We start from the raw sequence: 14843 nt of genomic DNA on the forward strand, positions 1-14843 counted from the left end.
CGTTCGGATACGGGTCACTATTTGATCGCGAGGAAGCCTTCGAAGCAGATGTACTTCTGGATCGTCATAAGGTCTTCGAAGCCGGCGCGGCGCATCAGGTCGATGTTGCCTTGGGTCGAGAAGGGCTCCAGAACGCCCTTCAGGCTGCGCGATTTCGCGATGATCTCGTCGCAGTTGAACCCGTTGCGCAGTTTGAAATCCGTGTAGAGCGAAGACAGGATGTCCTGAAAACGGGCGTCGGGGCCGCGCGTCTTCTCAAAGCAGATGAAGGCACCGCCCCAGTTCAGCGACTCATAGATCTTGTCGAAAAGCGCCTGCCGGTGGCGCGGCGGGATGAACTGCATCGTGTAGTATGAGACGATCAGATCGGCCTTCTCGAACTCATAATCCCGCGCGTCCTCACGCAGGATCTGGATGTTCGGCACGTCGTCGCAATGGTCGCGCGCTTTGCGCACCATCGAGTCCTCGACGTCCAGACCCACCCAGTTGATCTTGGGCTTCGCCGCATTGTGCAGCGCAAGTTTGCGCAGCAACTCGCCGGTCGAGACGCCGATCTCATAGCAGGTGCTGGAATTGTGACAGAAGAAGCTCGAAAGCTCGCACACCAGCTGATGCCCGTCTTCATAGAGGGGCACCGATTGACGGATGTGATCGACGAAGGTCTCGGGGGTCTTGTCGCCGAAACTCCATGCGCCGTTTCTGGCCAAAATCTGATTTCCGACGCCGCTGCTGTCATCCATGGCTAAATCTCCGCTCTGAAATCTGCGTCAAAAAATGCACCTTCAAACGTCAAAATAACTCGAGGTGGCGGAGGCCTAAGTGGCCTGCGCCTCGATCGGCTCTTCGTCGCGCCCGCTCTGGGTCACGACCGGGCCAAGCGACTGATGCTCGGCGGGCTTTTCCGCCGCGACCTTGCGGCCAGCGCCATGCGCGTAATCTGCGCCGGTGTCGGTCCTGCCCTCATAGGGTTTGGTCTGGAACTCTTCGTGATAGGCGCGGTCCACGTTGATGCCCCAGACGTCATAAGTCGCCCCCGCGATGTTGCGGGCCGCATAGACCGCCGACAGCATCGAATGGTCCTGATTGTTGTACCTGTGCAGGCCGTTGCGCCCGACGGTCTGGAAGTTCTCGAAACCGCTGAGCCAGTCACGAACGACCGCCAGCGCGTCGGAATATTCCGAGTCGTACACCGGATAGGATTTGGGCTGGCGGATCACCACGCCGTCGATCACGCTGGACGCCGGAGCCAGATGGATTTTTTCGAGCTCTTGAGCCGCGAGTTCGATCAGTTCAGCGTCGGATTTTGCCCAGAAGTCGTCGTCGTCATTGCAAAAGAACTCCATGCCGATCGACGCGCGGTCGGGTTCGGGCACCATCTCGTCGGACCATGCGCGGAAGTTCTGGATGCGGCCGACGCGGACATCGTCGCTGTGGACGTAGATCCAGTTGTCGGGGAAGGGGTCTGCGTGGTCGAGCACGAGGGTGACCACCAGAAAATCGCGGTATTTCAAACGTCTCGCCGCTGCCAGCACGTCCGGCGGCGGGGCCGGGTTCATGCAGTTGAGAAGATCGCGAAGCGCCATCGAATTGATGAAGTGATCGGCTTTCATCTCATAGGCCCGGACAGAGCCGTCCTCGCGCTCGGTGGCGACGTCGATGCTGGTGACGCGGCGGCCATCATGATTGACCGCGTTCACATAGCTCTTGAGGCGCACCTCGCCATTCGCGGCACCGATCTTGCCCGCCATCCTCTCCCACAGCATGCCCGGGCCGAGCCGGGGATACTGAAACTCCTCGATCAGGCTGGTGACATTGCTGGCCCCGCCGAGCGCCTGCCAAAGCGCCTTTGACAGCGACAGATCCTTGACCCGCTGCGCGGCCCAATCCGAACGGATTTCGGTACAGGGCACGCCCCAGACCTTCTCGGTGTAGGTCTTGAAGAAGTGGGTATAGAGGCGCTTTCCGAAGCGGTTGATCACCCATTCCTCGAAGGTGTCTTCCCGACGGTTCGGCAAGATCCGCCACCGCAGGTAGCTGGCGCCGATCCAAGCGGCCTCGATAATGCCGAGGTTTGACAATGCGTTGGAGAGTTTGAGCGGGTAGTCATAGAACGCATCGCGGTAGTAGATCCGGCTCAGGCGCGGCACCGTGATGAAATCATCGCCAAGCACCTCCTGCCAGATCGCCTGCACCTCGGGGATCTTGGTGAAGAAGCGGTGTCCCCCGATGTCAAACCGGAACCCTTTGTGGTTCTCGGTGCGGGCGATGCCGCCGACACGCCCCCCGGCCTCGAGCACGAGGGGACGATATTCAGGTCCGAGTTTTTGAAGTTCATATGCAGCAGTCAGGCCTGCCGGTCCGCCGCCGATAATACCGACGGATGTGTTCGAAATTGATGTCGACACAAATCGATCCTCTTCACAATGCGGAAAGGAAAATATTCTGGATTAGGGTCAACTCTTGAAAATTGGCAACCGCTTCAGATTTTGACTGGTGAAACTGGTCGCCGACGCGACCTAATGCGGTCGCTAAAATAAAATGTCTCTATAAACATTGCCAAATGTCTAGTTAACTTCAGGAGAGCGTAAAAAGTTTATTTAGACTTGAGAAGAGCAAAATGAGCTTTGCTGACGATTCGGCTGAATGAAGCTTCTTAAGAATGTTCCCGCTGCGTCATTTCTGGGCGTAGGGTCACGAGATTACTAAGGAATGTCAGAGATGCCACAATTTTTGGCGTTCCCCGAGCGATCGCCCCCTCCGATCACAAAACTGTATTGTGCACGGTCCGCGGCAGAATGGAACCCCTACCAATTTTGGTCTCTTCAGTCCTATAGTGGTCGTGCCTGCGCTGCGGTGACATAGCGTATCCAAATGTGCGTACATTTTCGGATGTTTCGAGATTCGCTCGCAGCCCAACGAAGTTCTGAGTGACGCTTAGGCGACATTTCTGGAATTGATTGAGTGGTTGGTTTTCGCATTATCGCAAAAGTTGTTTTGCAATTTTGAAATGAGTTTGCGTCAGCTGCGGCGATTTTCCGCCAAATGACCGGCTGACCTGATCCACGAAGCATAATCCATGGGGCCCGATCCATGTGGCTTGGCGCGTAGATGACTCGCATCTGGCGCCTATCAAAGCCTTCGCGAGCCCGCTGCACGCGCCGAAAGTCCTCCCGTTCGCCGGGTGACACGCAAGCGGATCGCATGGAATTGGCGGGAATTGGCGACTTCGCGGGATTGATTGCCGCAGGAGCAAGGAGTGAGCGAAGGTGAAAGATATTGAGACAAAGGACTACGCAGACCTGCCGCAGAGCGACGAAAAGCGGTTTGGTCTGAGTGTCGTGGTTCCGGCCTTCAATGAGGAAGGATCGCTCGGCAAGACAATCGAGGAAATTCGTGCGGTTCTTGAGGCCACGGAAATTCCGTCGGAAATCATTGTGGTCGACGATGGATCCGAGGATGGGACACGGCAAGAAGCGCTTGATGCGGGCGTCATTCTGGAGGTGAATCCGGGGAACCTTGGCTATGGGGCGTCGCTGAAGCGGGGGATCAACCGCAGCCAATATGATTACGTCGCCATTCTGGATGCCGATTCCACCTATCCGCCGCGCTATTTGCCCGAAATGTTCGCGCTCGCACAGAATGCGGATATGGTTGTCGGAGATCGCGGCGGAGCGATGAACAACGTGCCGCTCATCCGACGACCCGCCAAACGGGTCCTGAACGGCCTTGCCAACTTTCTGGCCGAGCGAAAGCTCAACGATCTCAATTCGGGTCTGCGGGTGATGCGCAAGTCGAAGGTCCTGCCGTTCTTCCCGCTGCTGCCGTCGGGGTTTTCCTTCACCACAACGATCACCCTGTGCATGGCCTGCACCGACCTGCGCCTGATCTACATCCCGATCGAGTACCGAAAGCGCGTGGGCACCTCAAAGATCAGGCCGGGGCATTTCGTGAATTTCATCATTCTGGTCCTGCGCGCGATCATGCTTTTCAACCCGTTGCGCATCTTCCTGCCTCTGGGGCTGATCTTCTTCGCGGTCGGCTTTGCGAAAGGGGTCTATGACATCACCCAGTCGAACCTGTCAGAGACCGCGATCTTCATGTTTCTTGCGGCAATCATGCTGTGGTCGCTGGGGCTGATCGCCGACATGATCGCACGCCTGAATTTGCGTCCCTAAATGCAAGAAGACGCTGTGACCTCGCCGCCGGTAGAGCGAACGAAACGCGGCTTTCCGCTGGGCTGGTGGCTTCGCGTTGCTGGATCGCTCGCGCTGCTTGGGGCGACGCTGGCCATTCTGCCGCTGGAGCAATTGGGCGATGCGTTTGCCCGCCTCGATGTCACCACGCTCTGCACCGTGCTTGCGGCATTCCTCGCTTTGCATGCCGCCGCCTCGCTGAAGTGGTGGATGCTGTGCGAGCGGCGGGTGCCGATGCTTGTGGCGGTGCGCGCGCATCTCGCGGGGCTTGCGGGCAATCTTTGCCTGCCGGGGGTGATTGGCGGAGATCTGGTGCGCGCCGGGATCGTCGCGCGCGCGCATGGGGATACGGCGCATCTTGTGTCGGCCTCGGTGCTCGACCGGCTCATCGACATGCTGGCCCTGCTCTTTGTCGCGGCGGCGGGATTGCTCGGCATTGTGGCCTTTAGGGACAGCTCAGTGGCAGGGTTCGACGCGGCGAGCCTGTCGGGGTTCTTTGCCATCGCGCTCGCTGTGGTCGCGCTGCTTGTCGCGGTGGTGCTGGTATTCCCGCATGCCCTGGACCGGGTGTCGGAACTGCCGATGCCAAAGCGGCTCGGCAGCCTTATCGCCAAGGTGATCCGGGCCTTGCGCGCGGTCGCCGCATCGCCGCAGCGGATAGGTGCCGCCTTCGCCTTCGCGATCTTGATCCAAAGCGGGCTGGCCATTCTGGCCTATGCGCTGGCCGGGCGCGCCGGGGTCGAAATCGGTCTGGCCGCATGGGTCTTTGCCTGGACGCTGGCAAAGATACTGGCGGTGCTGCCGGTCAGCCTTGGCGGGCTTGGCGTGCGCGAGGCGGCGCTGTCGCTGCTGCTTGCGCCTTTCACATCCGATCTGGGGGCGGTGGTGGCGGCAAGCCTCGTCTGGCAGGTGGTGCTGTTTCTCGGCGGTCTGGTCGGCGGCGGCATCTGGCTGATTTCGGAAGTGGCGGGCGGCCGCCGCATGCGTGGAGGTGACCTGACCTTGCCTTCGGGAGGCTCTGGAAATGAATGATCTGTCAAAAGCCGATTTGGATACAGCCGCGCAGGACGCGATAAAGGCGCGCTGCCGGGTGGCTGTGCTGGGCGCGGGTCCGGCCGGGCTGGCCGCCGCCTATCGTTTTGCCAAGCGCGAGGATGCCTCTGTCGAGGTTTTTGAGCGCGCGCCGGGGCCGGGCGGGAATTCCGGCAGTTTTCTGATGGAGGGGATCTGGTGCGACTACGGCAGCCACCGGTTTCACCCGGTCGCAGGCCCCGAGATCCTCGAGGATCTGCACGATCTGCTGGGCGACGATCTGCTGCTTCGCCCGCGCCATGGCCGCATCCGGCTGGGTGGGCGCTGGATAAAGTTTCCGCTGAAACCGGGCAATGCGCTGGTCAAGCTGCCCGCGTGGTTCGGCTTTTCGCTTTTGCGGGATATGGTGTCGAAGCGTTTCAAGACGTCGGCGCGCGCAGAGACCACTTTCGCCGGGGTGATGAAGGCCGGATTGGGCCAGACGATCTGCGAACATTTCTACTTTCCCTATGTGACCAAGCTTTGGGGAATTCCGCCCGAAGATCTGGATGCGGAACTGGCACATCGCCGGGTCTCGGGGAATTCGGTGGGCCGCATTCTGCGCAAGATGCTGAGCCAGTTGCCCGGCGTGCGCTCGCCCACGGCGGGGCGCTTTTACTATCCCCGGCGCGGCTTTGGGCAGATCATGCACGCCATGGCCGATGCCTGCGAGGCGGAGGGCGTGCGCTTCAGCTATGGTGCCGGCATCTCCCGGATCACCCGCGAGGGGCAGAAGATCACCGGCTTTGACGCGACCATCGACGGGCAGGACCGCCGCGTGAGCGCCGATCAAATCCTCTCTTCGATTCCGCTGACCACGCTTGTGTCGCTGATTGATCCGCCAGCCGAGGAAGCGGTGCGCGACGCCGCCTCGCGCATTCGGAGCCGCGGCATGATCCTGATCTACCTCGTTTTGGAGACCGACCAGTTCACCGAATATGATGCCCATTACTTCCCCGAGCTTTCGATCCCTGTGTCGCGCCTGTCGGAGCCAAAGAATTACTCTGCCGCGACCGAGCCCAAAGGCCGGACGATCCTCTGCGCCGAGCTGCCTTCGGACCCCGGTAGCGAGCATTGGGGGATGGACGATGACCGGCTTGGCGCAGAGCTGGTGACGTGGCTGGGCGAGGTGGGGCTGCCGGTGAAGGTTCCGGTTCTCAAAACCATCACGCGCCGTCTGCCGAATGCCTATCCGGTCTATGCGCGGGGCTATGCCGATGATTTCCGCACCGTCGACACTTGGCTGTCGAGCCTCGACGGGCTGGTGACTTTCGGTCGCCAAGGGCTCTTTGCGCATGACAATACCCACCACGCCTTTGCGACGGCCTATGCGGTTGAGGCCTGCGTTCGGCCCGACGGTAGCTTTGACAAAGAGACATGGGCCGGACACCGAAAGGACTTTGAAAGTCATGTGGTCGAAGACTGATCACCCGCAAGGTGCCGCGCGGGGGGGCGGCGTGGACATCCTCATGTATCACTCGATCTCCGGCGGTGGCGGCGCGACCAACATCGCGGTCGAGGTTTTTGCCGCGCAGATGGAGGTCTTGGCGGCGAGCGATGTTCCGGTGATTTCGCTGGACGATCTGGTGGCCGCGCGCAGCGGTGGGCCGCCGGTTCCAAGCCGCTCGGTGATCATCACCTTTGATGACGCCTTCGATGACTTCGCGCGTTCGGCCTTTCCGGTGCTGGAGCGGTTGGGCCTTTCGGCCACGGTCTTTGTTCCGACGGGCCGGGTGGGCGCGTCGGAGACTTGGGCCGGTGCCTCCGACCCTCCGCGCCGCCTGATGGATTGGCGGACAATCCGTGATCTCGCGGGGCACGGGATTTGCTTTGGCGCCCATACGGTCACCCATCCCGATCTCATGGCGCTGCCGCTTGCAGACCAGAAGCGTGAGCTTGTTCAAAGCAAAGCGACGCTTGAGGATCATCTGGGCCGGGCCGTGGATCATTTCGCGCCGCCCTATGGGCGCGCCAGTGCCGAGACCCGCCGCGCGATCGCGGCGCATTTCAAAAGCTCCTGCGGCACCCGCTTGGACCGGGCAGGGGCCGAAAGCGACCTGATGGACCTGCCACGCCTTGAGATGTTCTATTACCAATCCCCCGCGCGCTTTGCCGCTTATCTGAGGGGGCGCGGGCAGGGCTATCTTCGCTGGCGGCAAACGCTGCGCGGCCTGCGCTCGGCGATGGTCAAACCTTGGGCGCAGGGGCAGGGCTCGCTGACAGCAAGGCCGCAAAGCGGCGCGCCCGAGGCCTGAGCTGCCCGATTTCGCTTTCACCTGTCGGGTTTCTGCGCATCAGTCGCACAGCGGCAAAGGCGGCGGGCTCTGCTGCTCTCCACATTTTCGGGTCAGTCCGCTAGATCGGACAAAGTGTCACCGTCTTGCCGTTGTCGCAGCGCGGTAGGCTGAGTTTGCAGGAAAGACGAGGCGACTGACGGTGGGTCTGGGCAAGGGTGGCGCGATGGTGAAACTGGGTATCGAGATTGCGCTGGCCTTGGCGATCCCCGTATCGCTTGCTGCGCCGTTTCTGGGAAACCTCTGGGTCACCGCGCTTCTGTCCAACTTCGTGCCGCAGCTTTTCTTGCTGGCTCTGGTCATCACGCTGATCGGCTGGGCGAGCGACCTGAGCACGATCCGCTGGCTGGCCCTGAGCTTGGCGCTGATCAATGGCGCTGTGCTGGCATCTGACATTGTCCTGCCGCGGATCTCAAAGCCTGTGGCCAACCTGCCGGACGACGCCCCGCGCCTGCGGGTGATGACCCTGAACATGCTGTTTTCCAGTCGCGACGATGCCGCACTGGCCGAAAAGATCGACGCCGAAAAGCCCGATATTCTGCTGCTGCAGGAAATCACACCAGCGCGGGCGCGGCAAATGTCCGAGATTGCCAGCCGTTTCAGCGATTACGCCCCGCTGGGCAAAGTCTCGCGGATCGGCGACCGTCATGGCACCGTGCTTTTCGCCAATCATCCGATCCTGCAGCATCGCGAACTGACACTTGGCGGCGTGTCGGGGCGGGCCAATGCCGCGCAAGTGCAGGTCGGGCCGGAAACGCTATGGGTGGTCAGTTTCCATACGATCAAGCCGACAACCCCGAGCGGAGCCAAGGTTCAGACCCGCCAGCTCGAAGACCTCGCGCAGTGGGTCAAGGGGATTGAGGGGCCCGTTGTCGTTGGCGGCGATTTCAATGCGACGATCCACATGCCCTCGCTGCGGCACTTCCTGCGCGAGACAGGCATGACCTCCGACATGTGGGCGGACATTCCGGCCAGCGCCTTCACCGGAACCTTTCCGACGCTGCTGCCGGTGTTGGGCGTGAAGATCGACCACCTGATGCTGCGGCAGGCGCAATTCGACCGTGTTGAGACGGTCGCCGTGCCGGACCGCGACCATCTTGGGCTGATGGCGGACATGCGGCTGGAGCCCAAGTAGGGCTGCCCGCCAATCGCTCTTGCCCGCCGTCAGCGTCAGATTTTGACGAAGGTCCGGTCCCCGTCGATCGCGATGCCCGCCCGATCAAACACGTTGCGCGTGTCAAAGATCATCGGTGCGTGGCGTGCGACGGCGGCGTAATCGACCTCGGTGTGATCGGTGGTCACCACGACCGCATCATAGGCCGCCAATGTCTCGGCACTCAGGTGGACCGAGATGCGGCCCGCAAGGGTTGGATGGTCGCGCGTCTGCGGCAGCACGGGGAAATATGGGTCGTGAAAATCGCAGGACGCGCCCATCGCCTCGAGGTGCTGCATCATGTAAAGCGCCGGGCTCTCGCGGGTGTCTTCGACGTCTTTCTTGTAGGCAACCCCCAAGAGCAGCACGCGCGCGCCTTGGATGGCGGTCTCGGCCTTCGTGTTCAGGTCAGAGGCGATGCGGACAGCAAGGTCAGAAGGCGCCGCGGCGGCCCGCACCCGAGCAAGATCGACGATGGGCAGTTCGGATCCCACATCGAGCGCTCGCCATGACAGATAGGCTGGCGAGACCGGGATACAGTCGCCGCCAATTCCGGGGCCGGGATAGAACGGCATAAATCCGAAGGGCTTGGTCGCTGCGGCGTCAATGACCGTCCAGACGTCGATCCCCATGGCATCGAGGGCCACCTTCAACTCGTTCACCAGCGCGATGTTGACGGTCCGAAAGCTGTTTTCCACCAGCTTGACCGCCTCTGCGATGGCGCAGGACTCCACCGGAACGGTTTGCGTGACCACCTGCGAATAGAAGGTCTCGAGCAGGTCGCGCGAGATCGGATCGTCGGCGCCGACGATCTTGGGGATGGTGCGCGTCGAATGGGTCTGATTGCCCGGATCCTCGCGCTCGGGCGAGAAGCCAAGGAAGAAATCCTCGCCCGCCCGCAGTCCGCTACGTTCGAGAATCGGACGAAGCAGTGTCGATGTCGCCCCGGGCCAGACCGTGCTTTCCACGACGATCAATTGACCGGGCCGCAGATGGGCGCTCATGCTTTCGGCGGCGCGGATGATCTGCGTCAGATCGGGCTCGCGTTTGTCCGAAAGCGGGGTCGGCACGCACAGCAGGATGACATCCGCGGCGGTGACAGAGGCGTAATCGTCGGTCGCGGAGAACCTGCCGCTGGCCACAGCCTCGGCCACGCGGCCTTCCTCGAAATACGAGATCACCTGCGCGCCACCGTTGATGGCGGCCACCCGCGCTCGGTTCAGGTCCAGCCCGGAGACGGCGAAGCCGCTTTCTTGCACGGTCAGGGCCAAGGGAAGGCCGACGTAGCCAAGGCCGATGACCTTGATCCGTGCGGTCCGCTCCTCGATTTTGGATTTCAGAAGGTCTGCAGGCGAACCGCAGCCCTCGAGTGCAATTTCAATGACGCTCATTGGCAATTCTTCATCGCAATAAATGAGAAAATTCTGGCTCAAATCGAAGTCAAAATACGTCAATAAATACTCAGACAGTATCGGGTCTCATCTTACGCGCGGCAAGCGTTGATTCCGGCGCTGAAACTGTAGCGGGGGGCATAGCCAAGCCGTGCTTGGGCCTTTTCGATGCTGACCGAAGGGTCCGATGCATAAAGTTCAAGCGCCGCGTGATCCGGTCGCACCGGCCCGGACGGGCCGCGCACCTGCTGTGCCCGCGCGACGAGGCTTTCGAACCTTTCATGCCCCAGAATCCTGCGTCCGGCGGCGCTGATGCGCGCGGCCAGCGGCGGGCGGGTGGCGGTCTGAGAGATCGGTGTTGGCCCTGCTTCGGCGGTCAACTGACCGAGGGGCTCCAGAATGACCTCTCCTTGGCCTGCAAGACCGCGGATCGCGTGCCAGTAATCGGCCCATGATGGCGTGTCCGGACCCGAGATGAGAAACCGCTCGCGCCCCGGATCGGGCAGGATCGCGGCGCGCAGCGCTGCCTGAACCACATCGCCCACAAAGACCGCCGAACACCGCCCGACCGGCTCGGGCAGCACCACACCACCTTGGCGCATGGCGGCGATGGGGCGCTCGATCCAAAGGCTGCTTCCGGGCCCGTAAACGATTGTCGGCTGGAGGATAATCGCCGGTAGCGTGCCGTTCATTAGGGTCTGGTCCATGCTGCGCTTGGCAATGCGATAAGGGTCATGAACCGGGCTGTCGCAGCTGCCGTCTTCGGTGACCGGCCCCTTGGGCCAGGCATCATAGACGACGGCGGATCCCGCATGAATGAAGCGCTCGATCCCGGCTGAAATTGCGGCGTCATGCAGCGCGGCGAATGCTTTGAGATTGTCCTCGGCACCGGCGCGGACGTCATAGGCGAAGTTGAACAGCACTTGCTGTCCGCTCAGCGCGCTGGCAAGCGCAGGGCCTGCCTTCAAAGGCACGACGCGCGCGCGGGCGCCAAGCGCCTCCATCGCCGCGCGGCCATGCGGCCCGCGGTGAAGCGTGGTGACCTCGGCTCCCGAGGCGAGGAGCGCCCGGACCAAAGCGCCGCCGATAAAGCCGGTGGCGCCGGTGACAACCACGGGCACTCCGACAAGTTCATGAGCAGGAAATGTCTCTGGGGGCAGGAAATTCGGCACGTGGTTCGATCTTCCTTTTCTGAAATTAGTTAATTTACTAGGATCGGGTAATTGGTTCCTTTTTGAGCAAATTTTAGAACGATCAAGCCACAGCTTGCGGGTTTTTTCAATTTCAACCCTCGGCATGCCGCCCGATCTCGAATCAGTCGCCCGGAGAATATGCGGCGCTGCAGCGAGCAGGGGGCCGCACCATTTGCCGTATCATTTCGCGGTACGTGCAGGCTCGGACTGATCAGATTTTCAGATGTGAATTTCCAGCGGCGGGGACGTCATGAAGCTTATCGATCAATTCATCGGGCGACAAATTCGCAAACCAAGCGGGCTGCCGGGCAGGCTGCTGGGCCATCTGATGGCGAACGAGCATATGGCGCTTGTTGATTGGATGCTGGAGCCGCTCGAAATCTCGGTGTCGGATCGTGTCCTCGATGTCGGCTGCGGCGGTGGCATGACCTTGCGAAAACTCCAAAATCTGGTGCCAGAGGGGTTTGTTGCGGGGCTCGACTATGCGCCTGCGATGGTGGCGCAGGCGCGGGGGCGCAATAAGTCAGCCATCGCTGCCGGAAAGATGGATGTGGTGCAGGGCGATGTCGCCGCGCTGCCCTTCGACAGCGCCTCCTTCGACATCGTGGTGGGGGTCGAGACGCTCTACTTCTGGCCCGACCCGTTGGCGGGGCTGATGGAGATACGCCGCGTCCTGAAACCCGGCGGGCGTGTGGCGCAGGTGATGGACATCAGCAAACCCTCGGCGGAGGCCGCAGTGCCGGAAAATGTCGCAGAGCGCATGGGCTTTCGCGTCTACGCCGGGGAAGAGCTTGCCGCGCTGCTGACCGAGGCGGGCTTTGTGGAGACGCGCTTCACCGCCATCCCCGAGCGCGCCAAGGGCTGGCTCTGCGCCTATGGCACAGCCCCGGCGTTGTCCTGACCGCCCCTCAGACTTGGAAAGAGTGAGTGAAGGCAGTGAAGATCTTACAGGTTGGAACGGAGTTCGGTGTCGGCGGGATTGCCCGCCATGTGATCGACCTGACCCATTGGCTGCGCGAGCAGGGGCACACCGTCTATATAGCGGGCGGCGCGGACGCATTGCTCGACAGCAGCAAGGACCCCGATTTCCTGACGGTCCCGCTGGCGACGGTTTCGGCCTCGGGGGGCGGGATGCTGTCGCGGGTGATGAACATGCTCCGCTGCGCCCGCGAGTTGCGCCGCTGCATCCAGAGCCATCCGGTCGATCTGATCCACTGCCACGAAAGCGCCCCCGCGCTCGTCACCCGATTGGCGACGCTGGGCATGGGGATCCCGGTGGCTGTCACCTATCACGGGTCCGAGCCCGAGCGCGTGAAGGCCTTTGGCCGGATCGCCAACCAGAGCGCGAATATCGTCATCACCCCCAGTCGCCGCTGTGCGGATGAGCTTCACGACATCGCGGGTGTGCCAAGATCGAAGCTGCGGGTGGTCGGGCTTGGGGTGAAGCCCGCGCCGCCCTCTGATCCAAAGGCGGTGGAGCGCCTGCGCGCTGAGCTTTTGGGCACGGACGGCAATGTCCTCGTGATTCTGCTCGCGCGGGCCTCGTATCAGAAGGGCCTCGATATCCTCATCGACGTGGCGAAGGCCGTAGCTCAGACCCGCAGCGATTTTCGCTTTGTGGTGGCAGGCATCGGGCCGCTTTTCGATGAGATGCGCGCCCGCGCCCGTGCCGAAGGGGTCGATTCCTATGTGACCTTTATCGGCGAGACCCACGAGCCCTATCTGTATCTTCGGGCGGCGGACATTGATCTGCTGACCTCGCGCTGGGAGGCCCTGCCGATCTCGATTGTCGAGGCGTTCCGCGTCGGGCTGCCGGTCATCGCATCCGACGCGGGCGGTGTGCGCGAGTTGCTGGATGACGAGGTGGGCGCGGTGGTGCGCATCGCCGATGTGCCCGAATTCACCCGCCAGTTGCTGCGTATCGGATCGGACGCCGCGCTGAGATCACGCATGTCCGAGGCCGCGCTCGCCCGCAGCCGGGAAGATCGCTTTGACCCGGCCTTTGTCCACGGAGAATTCGAAAAGCTCTATCGCGAAATGGTGGCCTGACCGCACCCGCCCGTCGAACGCGGCGAGGGAACGCCGCCAAATCAAGGGAACTGCCCATGCTGCACCTGCGCAAGCCAGACCGTTCTTTGCCGCGCCCCGCCGGGCGCAGGCCGCCTTGGATCGCGCGTGTCGCGGGGCTTGCGCTGGCGGCCTTTGGTCTGGCGGTGGCGGGGATGCTGGCCTCTTGTTCGGACGTGGTGGAGATCAGGATCGATCCTTCGGAACGGTTTCAGACCATGCGCGGATGGGAGGCGACAGCGGATCTGCCCGATGATCCGACCGACTGGCCGCTTGAGCCCTACCGGATGGATATCCTTGACAGGGCGGTCAATCAGGTCGGGATCGACCGCGTCCGTCTGGAAATTCGCGCGGGCGCGGAGAACCCGACGAACCGTATTGCAGAGCACATGGCGGGCAAGACCACCTATAAAGCGTGGAAGCCAACGCAATACGACGCCCAGAACGACAATGACGATCCGCATGTGATCAACTGGGACGGTTTCGATTTTTCGGAACTGGACTGGCATGTGGAGACCTACGTGCTGCCGATGCAGGAACTGCTGTCGCAGCGCTCGGAGCGGCTTTTCGTCAATCTTTGCTATGTCTCCTTCCGCGATGCCGATTTCTTTCAAGCCGAGCCAGAGGAATACGCCGAACTGGTCGAGGCGACCTATCGGCATCTGCGGGACAAATACGGGCTGGTGCCCGACAGTTGGGAAGTCATTCTCGAGCCCGATCTGCCGCGCGGCGGATGGACCGGAACGCAGATCGGCGAAGCGATGGTCGCCAGCGCCCGGCGGCTGCAGGCAATGGGGATTGAGCCCGCCTTCGTGGTGCCCTCGGTCACCAATATGGCCAATGCGGTGCCCTACCTTGACGAGATCGGGGCTGTTCCCGGCGCGCTCGAGCATGTGGTGGAGGTCTCCTACCACCGCTACAAGGGCCGCAGTCCACGCACGCTCGGGCGCATTGCGACGCGTGCCGCCGAACTGGGGATCGAGACCTCGATGCTCGAGTGGTGGTTCGGCAAGGGCACCCAGCAGGTGCTGCTCGAGGATCTGACCGTCGGCAATGCCGCGTCCTGGCAGGGGCGGGTGATCAATGGGCTCTTCGACTTTCCCGCCGCCGACTTGGGCGATTTCAGCATGCAGCCCGAGGTGCGCTATACCTCGCAGTATTTCCGGCACATCCGGCAGGGCGCGGTGCGGATCGGCGCTGAGACCAGCCAAGGGCGGGATTTCTCTCCGGTCGCTTTTATGGGCCCGGACGAACGTGTCACCGTGCTTGTGAACGCAGAGGTTGGCGGCGAGTTGTCGGTGCGCGGGCTGCCGCCGGGAGACTACCGCACCTCCTACACCACGCAAGATGAGCACAAAGAGAGCGAGGACCTCGTGAAGGTCGACGACGATGGCACGCTTTTGGCGGCCATCCCGAACGCCGGAGTGCTGGTGATCCATGCGGTGCGCTAGCCATATGTCCGCGCTCGAAGGCGCGGCGAT

At 62.0% G+C, this 14843-nt stretch carries 12 protein-coding genes; 8 read left to right on the top strand and 4 right to left on the bottom strand.

The window, feature by feature from the left end:
- Window positions 1-17: 17 nt before the first annotated feature.
- Window positions 18-740: a methyltransferase domain-containing protein gene (locus tag G0A00_RS09790; protein WP_164181919.1), complete on the bottom strand. Its 723-nt coding sequence runs from the start codon at window positions 738-740 to the stop codon at window positions 18-20.
- 75 nt (window positions 741-815) lie between these two features.
- The gene (locus G0A00_RS09795; RefSeq protein ID WP_368667681.1) at window positions 816-2405 is read right to left on the bottom strand and encodes an NAD(P)/FAD-dependent oxidoreductase; all 1590 of its coding nucleotides are present in this window, start codon (window positions 2403-2405) and stop codon (window positions 816-818) included.
- An 861-nt stretch (window positions 2406-3266) separates the two neighbouring features.
- On the opposite strand from G0A00_RS09795, the gene G0A00_RS09800 reads away from it, so the two are divergent.
- The 5 genes from G0A00_RS09800 to G0A00_RS09820 all read left to right on the top strand — a co-directional run bounded on the left by G0A00_RS09800 (window position 3267) and on the right by G0A00_RS09820 (window position 8693).
- Entirely contained in the window at window positions 3267-4175 is a 909-nt protein-coding gene (locus tag G0A00_RS09800; RefSeq protein ID WP_164181920.1) for a glycosyltransferase family 2 protein, read from the top strand.
- Window positions 4176-5225: a lysylphosphatidylglycerol synthase transmembrane domain-containing protein gene (locus G0A00_RS09805; protein WP_164181922.1), complete on the top strand. Its 1050-nt coding sequence runs from the start codon at window positions 4176-4178 to the stop codon at window positions 5223-5225. It abuts the gene before it with no gap.
- Window positions 5218-6690: an NAD(P)/FAD-dependent oxidoreductase gene (locus G0A00_RS09810; RefSeq protein WP_164181924.1), complete on the top strand. Its 1473-nt coding sequence runs from the start codon at window positions 5218-5220 to the stop codon at window positions 6688-6690. The genes G0A00_RS09805 and G0A00_RS09810 overlap by 8 nt, the downstream gene beginning before the upstream one ends.
- Window positions 6674-7519: a polysaccharide deacetylase family protein gene (locus G0A00_RS09815; RefSeq protein ID WP_164181926.1), complete on the top strand. Its 846-nt coding sequence runs from the start codon at window positions 6674-6676 to the stop codon at window positions 7517-7519. The genes G0A00_RS09810 and G0A00_RS09815 overlap by 17 nt, the downstream gene beginning before the upstream one ends.
- Before the next feature lie 205 nt (window positions 7520-7724).
- Window positions 7725-8693, top strand: a complete 969-nt coding sequence (locus tag G0A00_RS09820; RefSeq protein ID WP_164214202.1) for an endonuclease/exonuclease/phosphatase family protein — start codon at window positions 7725-7727, stop codon at window positions 8691-8693.
- Window positions 8694-8728: 35 nt separating this feature from the next.
- Here G0A00_RS09820 and G0A00_RS09825 read toward each other — a convergent pair whose 3' ends face one another.
- Window positions 8729-10102 (bottom strand): nucleotide sugar dehydrogenase, encoded by a 1374-nt coding sequence (locus G0A00_RS09825; protein WP_164181930.1) that lies wholly within the window; start codon window positions 10100-10102, stop codon window positions 8729-8731.
- A 92-nt stretch (window positions 10103-10194) separates the two neighbouring features.
- Window positions 10195-11400 carry an NAD(P)-dependent oxidoreductase gene (locus G0A00_RS09830; RefSeq protein WP_164214203.1) on the bottom strand — a complete coding sequence of 402 codons (1206 nt, stop codon included), beginning with the start codon at window positions 11398-11400 and terminating at the stop codon, window positions 10195-10197.
- Window positions 11401-11545: 145 nt separating this feature from the next.
- Here G0A00_RS09830 and G0A00_RS09835 point away from each other — a divergent pair, with 145 nt between their 5' ends.
- From G0A00_RS09835 to G0A00_RS09845, 3 genes are read left to right on the top strand one after another with little or no spacing between them, the layout of a single operon-like run.
- The gene (locus G0A00_RS09835; protein WP_164181934.1) at window positions 11546-12196 is read left to right on the top strand and encodes a class I SAM-dependent methyltransferase; all 651 of its coding nucleotides are present in this window, start codon (window positions 11546-11548) and stop codon (window positions 12194-12196) included.
- Between the two features lie 35 nt (window positions 12197-12231).
- Window positions 12232-13344 (top strand): glycosyltransferase family 4 protein, encoded by a 1113-nt coding sequence (locus G0A00_RS26855; protein WP_164181936.1) that lies wholly within the window; start codon window positions 12232-12234, stop codon window positions 13342-13344.
- Between the two features lie 56 nt (window positions 13345-13400).
- Complete coding sequence (locus G0A00_RS09845) at window positions 13401-14813, top strand: hypothetical protein (RefSeq protein ID WP_164181938.1); 1413 nt, start codon at window positions 13401-13403, stop codon at window positions 14811-14813.
- Window positions 14814-14843: the final 30 nt, after the last annotated feature.

Origin of the sequence: Salipiger sp. PrR002 (assembly GCF_010500775.1) — a bacterium.
GTDB lineage: Bacteria > Pseudomonadota > Alphaproteobacteria > Rhodobacterales > Rhodobacteraceae > Salipiger.